Annotated in this window: 14 protein-coding genes; 3 read left to right on the top strand and 11 right to left on the bottom strand. The window is 43.2% G+C overall.

Going from position 1 to position 22,951, the window contains the following annotated elements; genetic code table 11:
• Positions 1–37 precede the first annotated feature (37 nt).
• The 10 genes from BMX95_RS23635 to BMX95_RS23680 form a co-directional block, all read right to left on the bottom strand.
• Entirely contained in the window at positions 38–355 is a 318-nt protein-coding gene (locus tag BMX95_RS23635) for a carboxypeptidase-like regulatory domain-containing protein (RefSeq protein ID WP_081197955.1), read from the bottom strand.
• Positions 356–552: 197 nt separating this feature from the next.
• Positions 553–1,350, bottom strand: coding sequence for a hypothetical protein (locus BMX95_RS23640; RefSeq protein ID WP_090519584.1), 798 nt, complete (start codon positions 1,348–1,350; stop codon positions 553–555).
• Between the two features lie 194 nt (positions 1,351–1,544).
• Complete coding sequence (locus tag BMX95_RS23645; protein WP_081197957.1) at positions 1,545–2,327, bottom strand: MBL fold metallo-hydrolase; 783 nt, start codon at positions 2,325–2,327, stop codon at positions 1,545–1,547.
• An 83-nt stretch (positions 2,328–2,410) separates the two neighbouring features.
• Positions 2,411–4,108, bottom strand: coding sequence for a RagB/SusD family nutrient uptake outer membrane protein (locus tag BMX95_RS23650; protein ID WP_081197958.1), 1,698 nt, complete (start codon positions 4,106–4,108; stop codon positions 2,411–2,413).
• 29 nt (positions 4,109–4,137) lie between these two features.
• On the bottom strand, positions 4,138–7,299 hold the full coding sequence (locus BMX95_RS23655) for a SusC/RagA family TonB-linked outer membrane protein (RefSeq protein WP_081197959.1): 3,162 nt from the start codon (positions 7,297–7,299) through the stop codon (positions 4,138–4,140).
• Between the two features lie 44 nt (positions 7,300–7,343).
• Complete coding sequence (locus BMX95_RS23660; protein WP_081197960.1) at positions 7,344–8,885, bottom strand: fasciclin domain-containing protein; 1,542 nt, start codon at positions 8,883–8,885, stop codon at positions 7,344–7,346.
• A 24-nt stretch (positions 8,886–8,909) separates the two neighbouring features.
• Positions 8,910–10,628 carry a fasciclin domain-containing protein gene (locus BMX95_RS23665; protein ID WP_081197961.1) on the bottom strand — a complete coding sequence of 573 codons (1,719 nt, stop codon included), beginning with the start codon at positions 10,626–10,628 and terminating at the stop codon, positions 8,910–8,912.
• A gap of 14 nt (positions 10,629–10,642) precedes the next feature.
• Entirely contained in the window at positions 10,643–12,139 is a 1,497-nt protein-coding gene (locus BMX95_RS23670; protein WP_244898122.1) for a RagB/SusD family nutrient uptake outer membrane protein, read from the bottom strand.
• Positions 12,140–12,155: 16 nt separating this feature from the next.
• Positions 12,156–15,446 (bottom strand): SusC/RagA family TonB-linked outer membrane protein, encoded by a 3,291-nt coding sequence (locus BMX95_RS23675; RefSeq protein WP_081197962.1) that lies wholly within the window; start codon positions 15,444–15,446, stop codon positions 12,156–12,158.
• A gap of 25 nt (positions 15,447–15,471) precedes the next feature.
• Positions 15,472–17,748, bottom strand: a complete 2,277-nt coding sequence (locus tag BMX95_RS23680; protein WP_081197963.1) for a fasciclin domain-containing protein — start codon at positions 17,746–17,748, stop codon at positions 15,472–15,474.
• Positions 17,749–18,230: 482 nt separating this feature from the next.
• Here BMX95_RS23680 and BMX95_RS23685 point away from each other — a divergent pair, with 482 nt between their 5' ends.
• The 3 genes from BMX95_RS23685 (at position 18,231) to BMX95_RS23695 (ending at position 22,436) form a co-directional block, all read left to right on the top strand.
• Complete coding sequence (locus BMX95_RS23685) at positions 18,231–19,070, top strand: helix-turn-helix domain-containing protein (RefSeq protein ID WP_081197964.1); 840 nt, start codon at positions 18,231–18,233, stop codon at positions 19,068–19,070.
• 161 nt (positions 19,071–19,231) lie between these two features.
• The gene (locus BMX95_RS23690; RefSeq protein WP_081197965.1) at positions 19,232–19,783 is read left to right on the top strand and encodes a carboxymuconolactone decarboxylase family protein; all 552 of its coding nucleotides are present in this window, start codon (positions 19,232–19,234) and stop codon (positions 19,781–19,783) included.
• Positions 19,784–20,102: 319 nt separating this feature from the next.
• Positions 20,103–22,436, top strand: coding sequence for a T9SS type A sorting domain-containing protein (locus BMX95_RS23695; protein ID WP_081197966.1), 2,334 nt, complete (start codon positions 20,103–20,105; stop codon positions 22,434–22,436).
• A gap of 110 nt (positions 22,437–22,546) precedes the next feature.
• Here BMX95_RS23695 and BMX95_RS23700 read toward each other — a convergent pair whose 3' ends face one another.
• Positions 22,547–22,933 carry a response regulator gene (locus tag BMX95_RS23700; RefSeq protein WP_081197967.1) on the bottom strand — a complete coding sequence of 129 codons (387 nt, stop codon included), beginning with the start codon at positions 22,931–22,933 and terminating at the stop codon, positions 22,547–22,549.
• Positions 22,934–22,951: the final 18 nt, after the last annotated feature.

Here is a 22,951-nt window from a genome sequence, read left to right on the forward strand (position 1 = left end):
ACATTGCCCTGATCACTCACGTAGAAAACCAACAAATTTATTGGTTTAATGTTATTTTTCCGAGATCGAGTGTTTCACTATCTTTTACCACTACGCCCTCTTTTACGAAGTTTTTGTAAGGAGCTTTCCCTTCCACTACAATTTTGTAGGTACCAGCTTTCAAATCACTGATCTGGAATACGCCCTGAAGTGGAGTAACTTTAGTGGAGTCATTACCATTAATAGCCCAAACATCACCGGCATTTGCAGCAGGATCGATGGTGCCTTTAACACCACCGGCAAAATGTACGGTGAAAGAAAACAATGCAATAACAGGGACCATTAACAGGGGGAGGAGATTGAATTTAAATTTCATTTTTATACAGTTTTTGGGTTAAGAATATCTGCCCCCATTTTTCAACTACTATGCCATGCTGGTACCAGTAGCCGAGTTCTAATGATATATTAATAAATGATTTTAATAAGGTTTTAATATAGATGCTATGTAGTTATAACAAAAAGACAGGCTCCTTTTGAAAGCCTGTCTTTATATAATTATTTAAAAATATGACCTTATTTGTGAACCATTTCTGCATACTCGGTCCCATCAACATTCAGCCACTCAAACCTGTCTTTGGTGAGACTCGTAATTGTGATAACAAAAGTTATATTGGGGGTAGCAACCCTGATCCGCGTTCCATTGTTCAAAAACGTCCAGTTACCCTGGTCGGTAGAACCATCATCGCTGGTCTCCGCATAAGTTCCATCGCTATTAAATTTAATTTCACTTCTCGACAGATCATAAAAACTGGTGCTTTTATTAGGTTTCCATACCAGCCAGGGTTCGTCATAATCGTAATCTAAAAAATACTCATCGTAAACCCACGATCTGGAAGTCAGTAATTGTAACGTGCTGGTAGGATCCGGCACCTGGTATGCAGGCAGCATAACCCCATAGGTACTTTCAGGTCCTAACCATTCGAACCGCTCATTGGTGATCATTTGAACAGTAGACACAAATGTACCGGCACTATTTTTTACCTCAAGGTCCCTGCCGTTGTTCACAAAACCCCAGGTTCCATTATAAGTCTTGCCCTGATTGTCTATCTCGGTATAGGTGCCATCCTTATAATACGTGGCTTGATTCAAGGAGAGATCAAAGGAATTCCAGGGCCGGGAGTCTTTGTAAACCAATGCAGCAGCCGTATCATTGAAATACCTGAAATATTCCCGGTAAACCCAGGTATGGCTGGTAAGCGCATCCGTATAACCGTAAACATCTTTGTAGGATTCAGTTGTTATTGTTTTGGAGCAGGAAGAAATCATTGCTATCAGTAATGTAAATAAAGCCAATGGGTACAATTTTTTCATAGCGGGGTCGAATTAATAACAGCTAAGATAAGCAGCCAATTGTTATACAATTATTAATTGTAATTCCCGCTAATTCATCCGTGGCATTTATATACCCTACTTCCATAACAATGGTGACAATGCTCATTTGTCCTTCCAGTAAAAATACCTCCTTAACTAAAAATCCCTCCCGATGTACCGGGAGGGATTTTTAGTTAGATATCTATGTCAGTTGGTACCCCTGGCTGCAACCAAATTAATTTTTCTTTTATATCTGAATGGCTCACCTGATCATGCAGGTATTCAGGTTGTTCATTAAAATGCTTCCAGCCCTGGATGTGTGTAGGAATAAATTTCTCTACGTTCATCAATCGCACTGTTTGAATAGCCATTTCTGTGGTAAAAGTCACCGGCATGTAATTGATCTCGGGGAAACCAGCCTTACCTACATGCAGCACCGCCGTATGCACTTTAAATTGTTTTGCAATGGCTTCAATGCCATCAAAGTATACAGTGTCTCCGGATATCCAGAGCGCACCCTGTTGCTGACCATCCCATTCGATCATAAAACCAATGACATGACCTGAGATTGTTGTTTGCTCCTGCGTAGGTGCATGCTGACAGGGTGTAGCGGTGATGCGCAGGCCAGGTACTTTATCGGTTGCCATGTCAACGCTTTGCCATTCATAAAGACCTCTTACATTACCCTGCGCCAGCCGTTCAACAGCTCCCGGCGTAGAAAGAACCTGCTTTACAGATTTAATGAACTCACGGCCGGCATTATCGAGGTTGTCTTTATGCTGATCGTGGCTGAGCAGCACCAGGTCTACCGGGCCAATGTCCTGCGGCTGCAGTTTTGGTGAGCCCGTTTTATACAAAGTGCGGGGGCCTTCATATACGGTGCCTGCTGCGTCGAAAGCAGGATCAGTTACAATGACAAATCCATTGAGATTGATCACCATGCAGGCGGTGTCGATCTGTGTGAAGGAAACTTTCATACCCTTTTACTTTAAAGGTACCATAAAAAAAAGCATCCCGTCATGTGACGGAATGCTTTTACGTTATTTCAAATACAAAATACTTACCATCTAAATGGCAGGTACCAGTTCTCCTTATTCATTAACCTGGCCCTTACGTCTGCCGCTGCGGGGTTATGTTCTGCTACCAATTTGTTGTATATTTTATCGGCTAAGAAAGCAGGATCGTTTCTTCTCAATGCAATACGCAACAGATCGGGCCAGCGCCTGCCCTCATAAGCCAGTTCAAGACCTGCTTCGCCGATTACCTGGTCTTCAATAAACAGGGTGCTATCGCCGGTAACAGCTGGTGAATACAAATTAGCTCTTCCCCGAATACCCGCGTTTGCGCACCAGTCGCCGACAATTTTTGGGTTATCGCTTTTGCGTGCATCAAAGTTATAAGGGGTTCCTTCAGTTGGTATCATATTGGCGACAGTAGGAAGTCCCTGGTTTACCAGGGCATATGCGAGTGATTGGTGCGCATCGCGGTTAGCGGCTTCCGCAAAATCGAGATGTAGGGAAGCTGCCCGGTACAAGAACCATTTTCCGTTTTTTTCAAACACGTTAACGGGTGCAAAGCTTTTTTCATCCAGGTAATTGTACAGGTATTTCATAATTACCGGCTGGTTGTTGAGCATACGCCAGCTAAATACCTTTCCCCTTGCATCATAAGTAAAGTCATTTTTCTGCACCTGGCTGTTCCATTTATCAATGGCATATTGCGATGGTTTCAACAGGTAACTGCCGCCTTTGTTGGAAAACAGGTTGATAAAAGGATCAACCGGTTTAAAGCTCTTATTAAAAGGCAGGTACCAGATCCATTCGTAGTTGAACAATTTATCCTCGCTTCGGGCAAAAATGGAACGCCAGCCCTGGCTGTTGTTATCTACCAGCATATTTTCATCCCATTCGCGGAATCTGATATATCCTACGGCAATATCGTTGTTATCTGCTTTTGAGCCATAGGTTATCCGGTTTGTATTCAGATCGCCGGTACCGCCCACTTCCATTACGGTTTTAAAAGCAATTGCAGCTTTGCGATAATCGCCTTTCCACAGGTAAAGCTGCCCCTCCATTATTTGCTTATTGATAAAGAACTTGTTGGTCACATAACCATCTACTGTTGTTACCAGGCTGGCAGAAGATGCGTATGGCTGCATATAGGGCAGCGACTCCATTTGCCTGGTGAGTGTATCCAATAACTGGTTAAACTCAAAACGTGGCAGGTTTCGAATTGCATCCAGCGCAGACACATCGGCAATATCATCGGTTACGTAAGGCACTTTCCCGAAATGAATGCCCAGTTGCAGGTAGAGCCAGCACCTGAGCGTGGCTATATCTGAATAGCGCATGTTATATTCTTCTACCTTCAGCTTTTTATCGGCCAGCATGATGCCCAGGTTATGCAAGACGTCGTTACAATTGAGTATTACTTCGTAAAACGGCTTAGGGCTGGCATACGGATTGCCATCCTGCACCTTGTGTGCATCTATTTGTTGCAGGTTAGCATCTGCAGTGGCGGTAACAGTTGTCAGGTCGCCCCTCAATTCATTCAACACGATATACTGTTCAGCAAGGCCCATAAATTTGCCATATACACCTATTACTGCTGCATCTGCATCAAACACGTTCCTATACATGTTTTTTTCGTCCAGCTCGTCTTTGGGTTCTACCTCTACTAACTTTTTGCAAGATGCCAATGCCGCCAGCAGCAATACACTACATACAGCACTGTATACTATTGATACCCTTATTTGCATAATATCTTCTGTTGCTTGAAGTAAATAAATTATAAACCAATTCGTACGCCTGCCTGAACGCCTTTGTATTGAGGCTCCAGCGTTATATCAACTCCCTGGCCGAATACGCCATTGACTGCGCTGAATTCGGGATCGTAGCCCAGGTATTTTGTAAACGTGCACAGGTTATTGCCCGTACCATATACCTGAATGTATCTCACTACACCTGGTTTAATGGGTATGTTGTAGGCAAGAGACAGGGTCCTTAATCTTAAATAAGAGCCATCCTCTATCCACCTGTCTGAAAAACGGCTGTTGCCCATTGGGTCGCCCCAGGTAGCTTTAGGCATATTCGTTACCTGACCATTTGTTTTCCACCGGTTGCGTACTGCTTCGGTTTGGTTGGCATACCCGCTCATCGATTCCAGTTGCCGGCGGGTATAATTGTAAATATCATTGCCATAACTGTAGGTAAACAATACATCGAGCGACCAGTTGCCGTACACCAGGCGGCTGTTTATAGCACCGTAAAAATCAGGATTGGGGTTACCTATTACCTGCCGGTCATTTGCATCGATCACATTATCGCTGCCGTTTGTATTTGCAAAACGTACATCGCCACCGCTAAAAGGGGTAAGATCTCCATTGGCATTTTTAGTATATAATCCTGTAGCAGCAGCTTCTGCATCGCTGCCGTATACGCCTCCGGTCTTATAACCATAAAACAGATTGGGTGCACTGCCTTCGGCTGTGATAATGGTGCCACCGGCAAAATCAGTCAGAATTGTTCCGGCCGGCAATTTTGTAATCTTCGATTTGTATTGTGCAATATTGAACCCTGCGTCCCATTTAAAGGTCTTATGATCAATAACGCACACCTGTACTGCTGCTTCCCACCCATTGGTACGCATGCCACCAGAATTGGTAACTACATAATTCATACCGCTCGTAGAAGGTGCTGGCGTATATAAAATCATTTTATCGGAAGTATGGCGGTATGCATCTACACTTATATTCACCCGCTCATTCAATAAGGCTATGTCTGCCCCTGTGTTTAATTTTGTCACCTTTTCCCACTGCAGTTGTTCATTGCCGATATTGCCACGTACGAGGCCAGACACTCCCAGCAGGTTTTGCGGTACATAATATTTACGGGCCGTAAAGTTGCCGATATCGTCGTTGCCGGTTACCCCTGCGGATGCTCTTACTTTTAACAGGTTTACAAAATGGATTGGCGCCATAAATTTTTCAGATGAAATAAGCCAGGCGCCCCGCACGGAAGGAAAGATGGCCAGTGAAGGACTGTTTTTTCCGAAACGCGAAGAGTTATCTGCCGCCATGTCTACATCAAGATAATACTTGCCTGCCAGGTTATAACCCGCATGCAGGTAGGTATTCAGCCATGCCCATTCGCCAAGGCTGCCACCTATCTGGCGCAATGAATTAATGCCATACCCTACCCCTTTTAACTGATCGGTAGCAGCGTTAAAGCCAAAACCATTATCCTGTTCCGCATTCACCCTTACATACCGCGCGCCCAACTGGGCATCGAACTGGTGAATATGGCTAAATGTTTTGTTATAGGCAAGCCGGGTATCATTGAAAACGGTAAAGGTGCGTATTACCTGTGCGCCCGACCGGTTGAAGGCGATGGCATTATCAAGTGTATCGCTTACAATCCCCATTTCAGGCACAAAAAAGGTTTCCCGCATTTTATCCATGGTAACGGCAATGGTGGAGGCCAGTGACAGGTTATTAGTAAGGAGGTAATTGAATTTTACAGTACCATTGAACCGGTAGCTTTTATTAAGAGCCTGCATATTCCCGATAAGCGCGCCGGGGTTGCTTATATTAAATGAGTCTTTATCGGCCAGTGAAGGCGATTCTATACCATTATCAGCCACCTCATTTTCCGGTAAAAAGGGCGCTTTTATCAAGGCCGTATAAATGGGATTCGTTGTAGGGCTTAGTCCCATGTCCTTCAACTTCTGCTCATAATAGAGAAAACTGAGGTTAGCGGAAGCGGTAAGCCTTTTGCTGAGATTAAGATCGGCATTGAATCTCATATTATACCTGGTAAGCCCCGTATTTTTGACAACACCTGCATTCTTTAAAAAGCCCATCGACAACGCATATTTTGCTATGTTATCGCCACCGGTAATTTTCAGGTAACCGTTTTGCATAGAACTGTTGTCGAGCACTTTTTTCTGCCAGTTGTTGTTATAATGAAAACGGTAATAGTCGAGGCTGGCGGCATCGTCATTCATATAAGGAAGTGCCTGCATGTCTTTATCGGCAACACCTTTAGACTGGAGCATTTCTGATAAATACACCCGGTAATCAGCAGCATTCATAACAGGTATATTGGTGGGCGTAAAGTTTATCCCGCCATACAATGCGGCATCAATTCTGGTAGCTTCCTGTTTGGCACGGGCAGTAGTAATAAGGATTACGCCGTTTGCTCCTTTGGCTCCGTATATAGAGGTGGCATCTTTTAACACGGTAATATTGTCAATATCCTTACCGTCGATAAAGGACAGTGGGTTGTTGTACGCACCGGAATTCAGTGGGTTTCCATAATTACCAATATCAAAGAAGACCCCGTCTACAATTATCAATGGCTGGTTAGTGGCATACAGAGAGGAAAAACCACGTAAAAAAAGATTGGCTCCTATATTGGGAGTACCTGAACGGCGGATGGCATTCAGCCCCGCCACTTTGCCTTGCAGGTAAGCATCCGGCGTTTCGGGTACGCCCTGCCAGTTGCCTTTTGTGTGCACAGATACTGCTGCATTGGTGACCTGGCTTTGCGTTGCTACTCCCAACGGCGTGGTAATATCATCATAAAAGGACCTGTAATCACCTTCATGCAAAAACCCTTTTACCTCCGCAGCTCCCTGCAACGCAAGCTCCCTTGCCTGGTACCCATCTGCTTCTACCCGTATGGAGACATTATAACCAGGTACTTTCAACAGGAAGTTGCCCAGGCTATCAGTAATGGCTGCAGTCACATTTTTATAAGTGATCCTCGCGCCGCTCAAAGGTTTACGGCTTACCGCATCGGCAATAGTTCCTCTTACATCTACTGATCCTTTAGGGAAAGGGTTAACCGTTATAATAGAATCGCCATTTACTGCATTGGTAGAATCCTGCGCATGTAGCTGGCCGCAAAACAGCCCCAGGCAAATGGCAAATACAATCCTTTTACTCATAATGCTGCGTAGTATGGTTGTTTGTATGCACATGTATAACATAATTAAAACACCGGAACGAATTTTATATAATCCAGAGTAAGGTTAAAGGGAGTTTCCTTATTAGGTGTAGTAGCAGGCGCCTGTAACCGAAGGCGGCGTGCGGCGTACACGTTCCTGGGGTCATCGGCGGCAGCCGACAATAGTGCGTTATAGCTATCGTTGGTATATTCGCCCAAAAACACTTCGGTATAATCGTATGGCTTCACTTTTGTCTGTATATTAAAAAACCCGGGAGGGAACATGGTAGCAGTATCCGGGAAAATTTGTAAGATCTGCTGCAGGGCAGAATCGGTACCATAGGTGCCATCACTCTGCCCCGATACACTTTTATCGTTTAATGCTACCCAGTATACTTTATATTTCGTTGCATACAGTCCGCTGGTTACAAAATCAACAAAATAACTGGATCCCCCTGAACCGAGGTTAATATAAAGATCATTAAACAACTCGCCTGTAAGCGGGTTCTTTCGCTGCCGGTGAAAAACATTGGTCATGTATTTATCTTCCTTTGACTTATATAAGACCGGACTATCGCTCTGTACAATTACCACGGGTACTTTTTCCTCAATAGGAGCCGCAGCTGCGTTCACTACGTATATGATCCCGTTGCTTGCTTTTTTTGTTTCTATAATAGCAGTACTGCTGATAGGAATATGCACGTTAAACTTCGACACCAACACCGGAGGCAGTTTGTCGGGCGAATAAACACCTTTAATCGCCAGGTCTCTTATTACATTCCATTTGGAATTGCTATCGGTAAGATTTGCATTTGAGCTTTTGAAAAAGATCTTCTGTTTATCGGTTTCCGTGGCATACGCTGCGTTGGTCAGCACCACGTAAGTATACAGGCTGTCTTCATTCCCTACATCATATACTTTGGTGCGGAAAGAATTTACCCTTACAACGCCTGTATTGGGCTTGTATACAGGCTGGCCATTAACCGGATTAATACTGTCCAGTTCTGCCTTGGCAGAGTCCTGCACCAGGTAATCTAGTGAAGTCAAATACTCGTTTTGATTATAGGTTGTTTTCGTGCTTTCTATATACTCCCAGATACTTGGCAGGGGTTCAATGGCCTTGTCTATTATATGTAATGCACCATTCCTTACATAGATATCTGCCTGTTGTATACTTGCCTCGTCGAACTTATTATTAAAGAAATAGATCCTTTTTCCGTTCAGCATGGCCACCCGCAGGGTATCGGTTGCCATCCTGGTAAAATAAAGCTGGCCGGCAATATGGTTCAACAACCAGCTCTTTAGCTTTGCGGTATCGTTAACCACATTCTGTGGCAGACTGGTCAATGCATCATTGGTAGGTGCCCATACCGTATAATTCTTCGATGAGCTGATCACTTTATCGAGCCCTGTTTTCACCAGGTACTCGCTAAATTTGCTCAGATTGGGTTGCGTATTGATATATTCCTGCAGGTTTTGGTTAAGTGCCTGCTCGTTTACAGCCACATGATCATCCCATTTCTTGCAACTAAGACCGGTGACTGCAAGACAACCAGCCAGCAACAGGTATTTCTTCATTAAGCGCATGCTTCAAAAATTGTTTCGTGTTTATTATTTATCCGTTACTTCTATAGTTCCATCAGGGTTAAATCTTGTGCGCGTCTGGTTTTCTCCCAATGGAATAAAATGGATCATATCGAAATTGCAGTCAGAATTGCTCCCCGATATCAGATTAAAACGAATTTTATGTCTACCAGTAACTTTTACATCTATTAGTCCTAACATGCGGCTCGCAGTAGTTCCAGCTTTCTTTTTTGCACCAGCCCACCATTTCCAGCCCAGTGCTTCCATTTCTCCAATCTTGGCAGTATCAACAGTAGAAATCTTTTCCTGAAATTGTATCAGCGCGCTGGTAAGTGGTATAGAATCGAATGATCCCTGCACAGCGACGGCCTTGCCAGGATTTTGTTCAAAATAACAAAACCATACTTTGTATTTTCCTTTTACCAGCAAAGGGGTGGTAAATTCAATCCAGCTATTTCCTGAGCAGGAGCCGAGGGCATCTGTATTGCTGCCACTTGTGCCAAGGCCCACTTGCCAGTAATCGCCCAGGTAACCCTGTACACCATTTCTGTATTTAAGACAACTTTTTTCCCATTTTATATCCTTTAAGGTTGTACCATCACCGTAATCAAACAAATAAGTTTTTTTCCGGTATATGCTGCTCAATCTCGTAAGTTCAGACACCGTTGAACACAGGTCCCAGTATACAGCAAAGGGCTGTCTCACTTTTACACTAAAATGCGTCAAAGCCCGATGCAATACACCGTTGATAGCAGATACGTCGCTGTTAGACTGGTCCAGTTCAGCCCCCCGCTCATGCACTACACTGTCGAGAGTGGCGTACTCATCATCATTAATAAGCACTTTCTTACCGTCTACCAGTTTATCTGTGATCACTTCCAATGGCACCTTTGTTTCGTGTGAGGAAGCCATTACAATATCTGCGAGATATTTTACATCGGGGAGAATATGGTAAGCAACATATATGTTCAGGCTATCTGTTGCATCTTTAGGATTGCCATTATTTTTATTATATTTTGTTTTAAGCGTTGCATAATCTGCAATACCTGCAGCTTTCAATGCCTCATCAGTTTCTGCTATCAGCGTAACCCACCTGGGTGTACCATCGGCATTTTTGACGCTGTTCAACGTATCATAATAACCTGTTTCTTTCAACGCCTGGGTAAAAATAGAATACTCAGGATTTTGTTCCACCAGTTTGGCTACTGTAAATATGGTAGGAGTAAGCACGTTGTCGATCACCTGTATAATTCCATTCCCCATTATTATGTTTGGCTGGGTCACATTGGCCTGCCTGTTAATCCGGAACAAAGAAGCACCGCCTTCATTCACCACGCCTGTTATTAAGAATTGTCCCAGCATGGTTACCGACGGAAGTTTACCATCGTTAAATTCACCGGTTTGTACTACCTCTTCCAGCAAATGGAACTGGATCATTTCCCGCACTTCGGTCTCGCTTATCTGGTCAATGGAAGCAATATTCTTTTGCTTCAGATAGGCATCAATTGCGTCATCGGTTGGTGCGAACAAAGTATAAGTACCGTAAGTACTCATGGCTGAGCTGTATCCGGCCCGATCTATAATTTCTACCAGCTTTGTAAATCGGTGCAGGGAATCTTTCTGAAGATATTCCAGGATGTTCGGGTCCTGCGTGGTGGATTCACGCAAATTCATTTTTTTACAGTTGCTGAGAAAAACAGCAATTACTGTAAAAACAATCAGCGGGATAAATATATATTTTTTCATGATCGCGCAATTGTTTACTTATAGAACGGGTTTTGAACCAGGTTTTTATTTGTTTGCAGCTCATACTCAAATATGGGGAAGTAATGGCTGTTGTGATCTTTCAATTTTGTCTGCGTGGTACGCAGGGTGTTAGCAGGCACAATGCCGGCCACCATATCGAGCAAATAATCGAGTTGTGCATAATTATTCCGCTTTACATACCGGAGCACGTCATACCACCGTTTGCCTTCAAACATAAATTCCCTTGCTCTTTCTTCCAGTATAAAGCGGGAAACTTCTATTTTATTGGCCGGATCGGGGCGGATGTTTGTACCCTCCAGCGCCTGCGCTCTTGTACGGATGTTGTTTACAAGCACCAGCGCTTCCGCTCCTCTGTCCAACTGGGCCAGGGCCTCTGCTTTCATTAATAATACATCTGCATACCGGTATACAAACCAGTGCGTGTACGAATCGCTTTGTGCTGTAAGGTCCGTGCTGTTTTTCCCTACGTATTTCCAGATAAGCCCGTCAGTAGCCCTTACAGAAGCACCGTCTGCACGAACGTCTTTAAGATTGTTAACCTCATCGGTAGTATATACCACGTCCATTACCCGGTTAGCGGCAATGAATTGTTTGCCTGGCACGGCAAACAGGTTATAAAATGTATTCAGTTTTTGGGCATCATACTGTAACTCAAAAATGCCTTCGTTGGAGTTGCCTGTACGATACAGGGTAGTAAACCAGGCTGCGCTTGAACTTATGAGGCCAAAACGTTTTGAGTTGATGACCTTGTCGCAGGCGGCAATGGCCTCTGCATATTTATCCATCCACAAATACACGTCTGCCTGTATGGTATTAATGGTAAAGCGGGTAATACGGCCTTTGTCGGCGGCAGCGCTTCCATAGGTAAGCGGCGCGCCGGTCTCTGCCTCATTCAGGTCTTTAATAACCTGGTCAAGTACTTCCTGCTGCGAGCTTTTTGCAGTATTTGTTATTTCTTCATCACTTGAAGTAGAGATAAGTTTTAAAGGCACATCGCCAAAACTTCTTGCCAGGTAGAAATAGAGTAATGCCCTGATTGTTTTTGCTTCTGCCACATAAGCATCCAGCGCTTCCTGGGTAAAGGTCTTGTCGTTCTGCAAAACTCCCGGCGCAAAGTCAGTGACAGTATTGCAATAGTTAATGGTACGGTATACCGGCCGCCAGTTTACGATACTGTTGGTGGAGGTAGTATTTACATTCATGATCTCAAACTGACCGGCAGTGGTGCCCAGCGAAGGTGCCACCATATCGGCACGCAGTTCTCCCCAAAGAAAAAGCAGTTCGGGTAAGGAAGTTCCATCTCCGGTAGGATCTCCCAGCATGGACCCGTAACAACCAATTACGGCAGCCTTTACCTGTTCTTTTGTTTTCCAGTAATCTTCCCGGATAATTCCATCGGAAGGCTTTTGGTCGAGTCGTTTAGTACACGACGCCAGTAATACCAATGAGAAAAAATAGATTGTATGTAATAATGTATAGCGCATTTTCATTCTTTATCATGCTTTATTAAAAAGAAGCTGTTAAACCCAGTGTGATCATCCTTACGGGAGGCGTCATCGAATTATCAGTAGCCACCCTGAAAGGATCACTACCCCGCACGCTTACTTCGGGGTCCTGCCCGGTATACCTGGTGAACGTTAATAAGTTTTCAGCCGTAACATAAGCACTGAGGTTTTTTATCTTTATCCTGTCAACAAGTCCTTTTGAAAAAGTGTATCGCAGGGTCATTGTTCTGAAGCGCAGGAACGAACCGTCTTCCACATACCGCGATGAACCCAGCCAGTTATATCCTGAATTAAACAGGGCTCTTGGCATATCAGTTACATCACCCTCCCGGCGCCAACGTCTCAATACAGCCGTACTTTGATTGTCAACGCCATACATATTGGTGGTGTTCATTTCTGTGCCGTTGATGATATCATATTTATAACGAAAGTTGAAGAAGGTAGAAAACCGCCATTGGTTGTTATAACTCACATTGAAACCAAAGCCTCCGGTAAACATGGGGTTGCTGTTGCCGAGATAAACAATATCGCGGTAATCGATAGTACCGTCGTGGTTGATGTCATCATATTTCGCGTCACCCGGCTGGAAGGTGTAATCCACTGCCGGATAGTTAAACCGCATATATACCTGCTCGCCATTGGGACGCACGGTTGGTTTACCATCTGCACTGCGTGCCCGCGTATCATCAAGGTCTTTATAAACGCCCAGGTACCTGAACCCGTAAAAAGAGCCAAAGGGGTTATCTACCTGCATGTATGTTTTGTATTGCCCGTTCGTGGTAATATTTCCTTTTTCAACGGGATAAAACTCTGAAATTTCCCGGATGATGTTTTCATTGCGGGCTATGTTGAAATTGAAATCAACCTGCCATTTTTTTGATTTGAGTGGCGTGGCATTCAGGTTTAATTCCCATCCCCGATTATCCATGGTACCCACATTCATATCTACACTATTAAAACCACTTACAGAAGCTATTTGTAGTCCATAAAAGAAAAGGTCCTTCGTTCTGTTTTTATACACTTCCACATCGAGGTTCAGCCTGTTTCTGAACATTACCAGGTTAAAACCCAGGTTTGTCCCGATCACCGTTTCCCACTTTAATTTCTGTAAGCCCATGTTGGCTGAATACACGCCGGCTTCGCCCAGGTAGTTCCAGTCAAGATTGTCGTAGCGGTTATAGTACATATAATCCTTTTTGGGGGCATTACCGCTGCGGCCATAGCTTCCCCGAACACTCAGGTCATCGATCGACTTGCTGAAATTGAGTTTGCTCATGAATTTCTCGCCTGAAATTCTCCAACGGCCCGAGATCGCCGGGAACAAGCCATACCGCTGGCTCGAAGACAAACGCGAGGTAGCATCTCCTCTCAAACTTGCATTTATAAAATAGCGATCATCGAACCCATACTGGCCGTCAATTAATGAGCTCATGGTACTTGTCTGGCCGGTGCTTGCTGTCAAACCGGAATTGACGCCATTGGTCCTTGAAGGCACAGAAGGGTCCTGCAGATCAGAAGAAGGGGTGTTAGATGTTCTTGCCTGATAAGAAACGCTTTTGCCATCGTATGTCATTACATTGAAAAGCCCCTGGAAAGTATGTCTGCTGTCTTTTAACTGCGGGGTATAAATAAGCGAGGTTTTGGTTTGCACATTAAATCCATCATTATCTCCATCGTAAGCCACGTTTACGGTGTTATCTGTCCACAGCAACCCGGTAGCGATCTGCGGCAGGAAACTTTTATTCTTTAAACTATTGATATCGAATTGTACATCTACCGTAGCAGTAAGCACCTGAGGTTTGAGTATATACTGGATATTGAATTTGGGAATGACCCTGTCTGTTATCACATTGTTCCTGGCGGCATTTGCCATAGCCACAGGGTTTACCGTACCGACGATATCGTTGTCTTTCAATCCCTGAAAAAAACCCTGGACATTGTAGGCAGGTGAAAAATAATTAGGTGTTGGATTGCCGTACTCATCGTACTCATAAATACCCATATTCGGCATTTTCTTGTAAGCAATATTGCGTACGTTGTCCGCATAATTCTTATTGTTGCCTGTATGCGAATAAGAAAGATCTGTTCTGATGCTGATCCTGTCTGATACAATATAATCAAGATTGATGCGGGTGCTGATGCGCCGAAGGTCTGTTCCCACTGTTACACCCTTTTGATCGAGGTAGCCCAGTGATGCATAATACCTGGCTTTGGACCCACCACCCGTCATAGATATATTATGGTCCTGTGTAAAGCCCGTGCGTGCAATTGCATCCACCCAGTCGGTATTATTACTGTAGTTGTAATAATAATAAGGGTTGTTAGGGTCATACTTGAATTCATTGATGGCCTGCAGGCTAAGCGGGATCCCATTCCTGTTCATATACTCTTCGGGAATAAGATCAGAATACTTAGCGCCATCGAGCATAGGAATGGGTTTTGTTTTCATGGCAACAGACCCCTTAAACGTATATGACAGGGTAGGTTTTCCTCTTGTACCTCTTTTTGTATTGATCACAATGACGCCATTGGCAGCGCGTGAACCCCATAAAGCGGTAGCCGCCGCATCCTTTAATATGGTGATATCCTTTATATCGGAGGGTGCGATATTCAACAGCGAGGCATATCCCTGGTCATCGGCGGTGCCGAAATTAAAATCAGTAGGGATCTGGGTCTCATATGGCATCCCGTCTACCACTACCAATGGGTCGTTGGAAGAGTTGATTGAAGAGGTACCGCGGATCCGGATTTGCATACCGGCACCCGGGTCGCCCGAATTGGCAGCGATGTCTACACCTGCCATCCGGCCCTGCAGGGCCTGGTCTATAGAGGTAGCCTGCATTTCTTCCATCTCTTTTGCACTGATCTTTGAATAGGCCAGGGTGGAATTGCGCTCAGCCACCGGCAGCATGCCATTGTCTGTTCTCTTTTGCGCTACCACTATCACTTCATCAAAATCTTTGGCTGCCTGGTCAAGTGTTATATTAAACACCTTGCGTGAATTAACAGCCAGGTCTTCCTGGCTTTTATACCCGATAAAAGAAAATGATACCCGGTTCCGCGAATCACTTATGCGCAGTGAAAAATTTCCATTTACATCCGTAGCTACTCCATGCAGAATGCGCTTATCTGCATCTGTTTCTGTAACAGACACACCTGAAATCGGGTGATTTTTCTTGTCCGTTACCTTACCCGTTATTACCACGGGGTTTTGTGCCTGCGCCGCCATTACAATGGCAGAAAAGATAACCGCATGGCAAAGTCGTATTATACGGCGGGTCAGAATCCTCATAGCAAGAAGTTATAATAGTCAGTTATCAGTTATATTTAAAATAGTTGTCCACCAAATGGATCACACACCTGTTCGACAAATTATTGCTCTGGGGCATTAATAAACGGGAGATATTTTTAGGGTCCGGCCTTTGAGAATTATCCCGTATATACAGAGCGCCTTTGGTGTTGACGACGTTGATCTTCACGCTGTTGCCTACCGTGTCTTTCAGATAAGTGTCGAAGCTGCCCGAAACATTACCGTCGGGTACGATCGTATGGCCGTAAATGATATGGAATTGTATAAATTTTCGAACCAGGTCCTTACCTTTTGGATCTGAAGGGTTAAAGTTGGGCACCATATTGGGCACAGTACCTGTACCTGGTAATAAGCTATCGTTCACGGCCGCCACTATAGCTTTATTGTTTGGAACAAATACCGTGTTGAAACCTGTTAAACCAAGTATATCTGTAGTAGCAGTATTGTATATGTAAGAATTACTGAGATATTGCCAGAAATAATTAAACTCGGAGGAGGAAGCAGTACCAAGGTCTTTTATATGTGAGCCTACCAGTCTTTCAGAATAGGTAAGCAAATCGCTGATGAAATATACTTTACCGTTGCTGGCCGTTTTCACACTGTCCACAATCGCAGTTTTACCGTCATCCTGAAGACCACCCGTCACTATGGTATTGTTATTGAATTTTATAAAATCGCCTTCGATACCTGCAGTACCTGATTTTACAATATCTGCCCCCGAAAGGTCATCCACAGCTGATTTGTATGGATCAAAAAATGCACAGGTCAATGCTATGCGTTTCAGCTTGTCGGCCACTCCATTTGTTGTGGCGGCACTGCCGGGAGCTGTATACTCATACTGATTTTTTGACACGTTGAAACTATAACCTGCAGCTGCGAAGGCTTTGTCAGATATCAGGAATACATTCACCGGCACACTCGAACTGCCAATCATCAGTCTCAATCCTGTTGCATTCAGTAACCTTGTCATCAGGCTATAGGCCGGGTTAAGGTATGCCTTGCTATATACAGTACTGAATACATCAGCATCCTCTACTTTGGTAGTACCGTAGACAATCCCGTTGCTTAGTATTTTTCTATCAAATACATCGGTAACCGGATCGAAACGGGCCGGCTCAGAAAACTTATTGCGGGTAACCGCAAACTTGCTGGGCCATACCGCCGTAGCAAATAGATGCGCGTTCAGGAAATCTGCAATGATCTCTATTGGCATCTGGTCGAGCGAGGGATAGTACTCACAAAGCACTTTCTTTACATAATTATCTACCGCCGCATTATTGGGAATGAACATAGTCCAGCAGTCTTTCTGGCCGTCGTTTTCTTCCAGCTTTAAAAAATTCTCATTGTTAGGCGAGAATGAAAGCAATGGCGAATAGGCTTTCACAAACACAGAATCATTTTTACCTGTCAATACCTGGTACCGGTGTGTAGCATCTGTATTGTAAATAAACTGGATCGTATTATTGGCGTACATCCTGTTGAGTAAAGCCCTGAAACTGCTGTATTCAGGCTTCGTGCGGATATACTCGTCAATGCTTTGCAGTGGGCTGATCACCCGGTCTATTTCATGGATCACGCCATTTTCAGCCGGGATGTCTTTGGTAACCACTTTGGCCTCCGCCACATTAAATCCTGTATAGGTAGAATTAGGATAGAAATAATTATAATCACTGGCGGAAAGGCCTGCACTGTTAAAGAAATCGTCGGTAAAATAAGTGATGTACTTATTATTATCATCGCCCAATACATAGTTGCCGGTAAGCGATTCCGGGGTATTATTCCGGTTGCTGGCAATAGCAGTAATAGGTTTATTATTTAATCCGGTGTCTTTATAAAAACCGGTATAGTAGGCCGTGGTACGTCTGAATGCAATAGAAGGCGTCCAGCCCTGGTTATTTGCCGTTGCCTGATAATCATCCAGCCTGCTTTTTTCAAAGCTGTTATATACCAGGCAGAATTGTACCATCGCACGGGCGGTGGCGGAATCTATGGCGCTTACATCCTCAATGCCCTTGTCCTTAAAGTATTTATCGAATGCTTCGTCATTGGGAGCAAACAGGGTCCAATAACCGCCGCCGAGGGCTAGCACCTGCTTATAACCGCTTTTATTGATGAGGGCCAGCAGGTTTTTGAAATTTCCCTTATTATTTAGCTGCGCATAGATGGGATCAGCCAGCGAATCGGGACGGTTATAAAATTCATCCCAGGCCTTTTTTCGGCAGCCCGCGATCACAAGCAGCAGGATACAAATAGACAATAGCTTAGGTATAACCTTATTATTCATAATGTAAGGAGGTTAAATATCATCACCAGGGAAGCTGGAGATAAAACACGGCAGGAACAGCCTGACCGCAGATCAGTATGTTAATATGTTAGGAGAAATCTTCTGTGTAAGTAAAATCTTCAGCGTAAGTGACTACAGTAAAAAGCGTTGGTATGTAGACGCGATTGGGGTAATAAATATGGCAATTCATGGCAGTCGTTTGGTTTTGGGTTGTGAAGCAATCGATAGTAAAATAAGATGGACTGTAGGCTCAACTGTCCTGAGGCGTCCTGAAAATTTTCATTTTTTTACGCAATCGTTCCCGGTAATACCTGTATTACTGGGTATAATAAATTGAATATGTTGTTAATGAGTGAGTTTGCGTGCTTGCACCTAACTTATCGAAGGGAGAAAAAATAAGCACTCATTTGATGGTTATTTCCAACTGAAAGTGGAGAGTAACCTTAATTCTTATATTTGAATATAGTTTTTTAAGGTTTACTATGTTTTTTGAAAATAATACAAATGAACGCCTGCGGGTAATGGAATTAAATAAAGAGAACAGCAACGCTGTTTTCGATGTTCATGAAACAGATATGACCTTCATCTGGAATACAGGAAAGCAGATGAACATAAGTATTGATTATATTCCACATCAATTGGTTCAAAACCAGATTATTTTTCTGACCGAATACCAAAAAATAAACTCCCTGGATTTTGAAACCGCCAGAATGGTTCGCTTTAACCGGGCGTTTTACTGCATCATCAACCATGACAATGAGATTGGAAGCAAAGGCCTGTTATTTTTTGGAGCCACCGGCATTCCTCTTATTTCGCTTGACGAAAGCGATGCCAAAGATTTCCAGGTTACCTGGGATATTTTCAGCAATGAGATGCGTCGAAGCGATATTCTTCAGAAAGACATGCTGCAATCCATACTAAAAAGATTACTGATCCTTTCTGTACGGATCCTGATAAAATCAAACAATTTATACAAACTTGAAAAAAGCCAGGTAGACCTGATAAGAGAGTTTAATTACCTGGTTGAAGAACACTTCTCCGAACATCATGACGTGGCTTTTTATGCTTCAAGGCTGAATAAATCTCCTAAAACCCTTTCTAATCTATTTTCGATTGCACGTACCCGCCAACCACTGACCATTATCCACGACCGCATCATGGCTCATGCCCGCATGCAAATCAATTACACTACCCTTTCGATTAAAGAAATTGCCTACGAGCTGGGTTATGAAGATGTGCAGGCTTTCAGCAGGTTTTTTAAAAACAAGGAAGGCATATCACCAGCCCGGTATAGGGAAAAGAATCGCCTGTCATTGAACTAACCAATCCATTTTAACAAGTTTATTGCATAACCCTGCTGTGCTTAAGCATACAGGAAGAATTGCCAACTCATCAGGAAATACTGCCTAACAGCGCCTGCCTTTTATCGCTCAATTTTGTGTCATCAGTATTAAAGCAATAAAGTCTAAAAATTTAAATTGTTATGGCACGTTTTAAAGTTTTAAATCCGGACGAAGCAACCGGAAAGACAAAAGACCTGTTTGAATTGGTAAAAGGTAAAATGGGTATGGTGCCCAACGTAATGAGAATCATGGGCAATTCACCTGCCGTACTCAATGGGTACCTGAGTTTCAATACGGCACTACACAGCGCTTCGATAGACAATAAATTGGGAGAATTGATCGCATTAGCTGTAGCCAACGAAAACGGCTGCGACTATTGTGATGCAGCGCATGTTTACTTTAGCACCAAAATGGGCCTGGATGACACCACTATAGACAACGCCCGCCTGGGAACATCCACTGACCCGAAAATAAAAACCGCGTTACAATTTGTTAAAGAAATCCTTGATAAAAGAGGACACGTTTCAGATGCATCTATTGCAGCTATTAAAGCCGCAGGGTTCAATGACGCAGAGATCATTGAAATAGTAGCCAAAACGAGCTTCTACATTTTTACCAACTACATTAATATTGTTGCAGAAACAGTAATTGACTGGCCGGTGCAGGAAGTCATTCAAAACCATCATCAATAAACATGATGACAATAATATACCCGAAGAAAACCGGGGTGGCGGGATAAGAAAAGGCGGCTTCACCGTAACCAGTGAAGCCGCCTTTTCTTTTTAGCGTTTCACTTAACAAGTGTTGAGAACAATCCTCAATTGTGTATCGGACAAAGATAAAATACACGAAAACACATATATCACAAATATTCGTCTACAATAAACAAGCATTAACTATTTGGAATAATTAATGCATCATTGAGGCATGCTAAATTTCCCATAATCAGGGCTAATAGCTGTATAGCACAGCTGTTTTTCCTTATTGCACTAACTGCCAAAAAGCCATTTTATGAATGTTTATAGATTACCTGTACTTATCTTATCCCTTTTCTGTTATTTTTATCTGTATGCAGGCTCAAATCATCGGAGCAATTGTACACCTGAGCGAATTCCCTTTTTATTAATTGACTATTTATACCTTAATCAGTCTTTTTACCTGGATGGGGTTAATGGGAATGATGTTAACGACGGCCGCACAAGAGAAACTCCGGTTAAAACAGTTAGACGTTTACTTTCTTTAGGTATACAAAATGGGGATACCATTTTGGTTGCAAGAGGAAGTTCTTTCCGGGAATTTCTGGATTTAAAGAACCTACATGTAAGCAATATTACAATCAGGGACTATGGAACAGGAGCCAGGCCAGTGTTTGATGCGGCAGATTCTGCCAACAATAATCTCTTTACAAAAAAAGCCGGCTATCAGAGTTTATATGAAATATCCTGGCAAAATGCCTTTCGGGATGGTACGGACGTGAGTCAATACAGTGTATGGGAAGATGGATGGCGATTAAAGAGAGCCGGGTCTTTGAGTGAATGCGAGAGCACAGCCGGAAGCTTTTATGCCCCGGTAGCTTCACAATCTGACGGAACAGATGTTATAACCGTACACAGCCGCAATTCAGATGCACCGTCTTCAAACAACCGCCTATATGAAATTACCAGACGGCCCATGGGAATTCAAGTTGGCGACAACAGCCGCGTGTATAATATGCATACCAGACGCAATGCGAGTAACAACGGTTCATTCGAGGCCGGCAATGGCTGTTATGTTTATGGGATACTGGCAGAAGATGGGGTTAAACATAATTTTTTCATGGGTTCAGGCACGGCAGAAAAATGCATGGCATGGAAATCGGATGATCCTGTGGTATTTGGAGGTAATACACTGTTTATATCATTTACCGATAGTCAATTTGCCGACACGATGGATGTGCTTTATAAAAATTGTATTGCTATCGCCGGCAGAAATACCACTGATACATTTCAATACGGCGCTATCGGATTGTATGCACATACAGCAGGTGTTCCTTATCGGTCACTCAGGGTAAAAGGCGGCGTTTTTGCTAACACTTCCGTTGGTGTATCTGGTGAGATCAAAGACTTATTTATAGATAGTGCATTTTTTATAAATAACCTGGTTGCTTCTTCCAAATTAGGCGGCAGCATTACATTAAAGAACAGCAATATAATTTTAGCCCACAATGCAGTTGCCATTGGAAGCGATAATGCCGTGGACAGCATTGTATTTGTAAATAACAAAGTTTATATGCCCGGTGTGAGCCACATTGGGGCAAAACTGGCATTAGGTGCCCCTCAATTGACGCGCATTACAGATAATACTATTATTTGTGATTGCCCGTATGATTTATTTATGGTTTATTTTAATTCGGGCGGAGGTAATTTAATTATGGAAAGGAACCTGGTTGCCAATCTGAATACAGGATGGATAATTGGCTTTTTTTCTGTTGACCCATTTTCAAAAACAACCATCCTGTCGGAAAATAATCATTATGCCACACAACAAGATAGTGGGCGACCTTTAAAAATTGAATGGGGAGGGGGATCAAATCCCACTTTATCTGACTTAGACAAAATTAAAGCGGCAGGATATGAATCAGGTTCTTCAGCCGAGCCTGTCCAGGCGTTGCAAAGCAGAATGAATGGGACTTTCAGCACAACTGATTATTTTTTGCCGAAAACTGATGTACTGTATAACAAATGTGGAAGTTCATCAACCTTTGATGATAGTATACGATATCCATTCTGGCTTGGGGATACATTGGGCGTTTTAGTAAAAGAAAGTATTCCTATAATCAAATTCCTTTCCTTTTCAGGCACTACTTCAAATGCAGGTAATGAACTCACCTGGCAGGTTGCACCAACTGATAAACTGTTACTTTTCGAAGTAGAATTTAGTAAAGATGGTATCTATTATTCAAACACAGCAAAAATTCAATATGAGCGGGATAAACAAGCATACGAATACCTTCATAACCCATCATCCGCGTCGAAATACTATTACCGGATAAGTGCCATAAGTGCAAATGGTTCTAAAAGCTTTAGTAAGCAAATATTGCTACCGGTATTAACAAAAACAAATGAAATACAGGTAGGGCCTAACCCGGTAAACCAGTTTCTGCATATAACATTAAATGAACGCGAAGAAAATAAAGCAAAAATCAGGATTTTGAGTGTAGCAGGAAAAGTAGTGCAGGTATTGGAAAAGCAATTGACTATTGGTAGTCAATCCCTGGATCTGAATTTTTCAGGGCTGGCATCAGGTATGTATTATGTAGAGATTAAAACAACAAAGAGGTATTTCATCAATGTGATAAAACAATAAGTGCAGCATAACCGAGTCACAACTTGCCCCAATAATTGTATTTTCCGATTTATATACCGGGGACGTCAGCAATGACACAATTATCCGGAATTTTACATAGATTATATAATTCAAGTCCATTTTTCGCCGAGTACAAAAGACACCATATAATACACATCGTCCGGCAAAACCGGTTTGCTCATAAAATGTGCCGCACCCAGCCCTTTTAACCTGACAGAATCCTTTTCATCCCTTGAAGTTGTATAAATGATGACCGGAATAGCTGCCAGCCGGGGGTCTTTTTTAATTTCTATCAGGCATTGCTCCCCGCTCTGACCCGGCATTCTTAAATCCAGGAAAATAAAATCCGGCAAGGCATTCGCAGCATCATTCAAATACCCCATTGCTTCCCGCGCATCAGCCGCAGCAACATATTTAATGGTATCATCGTAATCTGCAGTTGCCTCAAAGAACAACTTCCTGTCATCCTCATCATCATCGATCAGCAAAATAGTCATGGGCTTTCGTTTGAAGTA

This window comes from Niastella yeongjuensis (genome assembly GCF_900110245.1).
Lineage (GTDB): Bacteria > Bacteroidota > Bacteroidia > Chitinophagales > Chitinophagaceae > Niastella > Niastella yeongjuensis.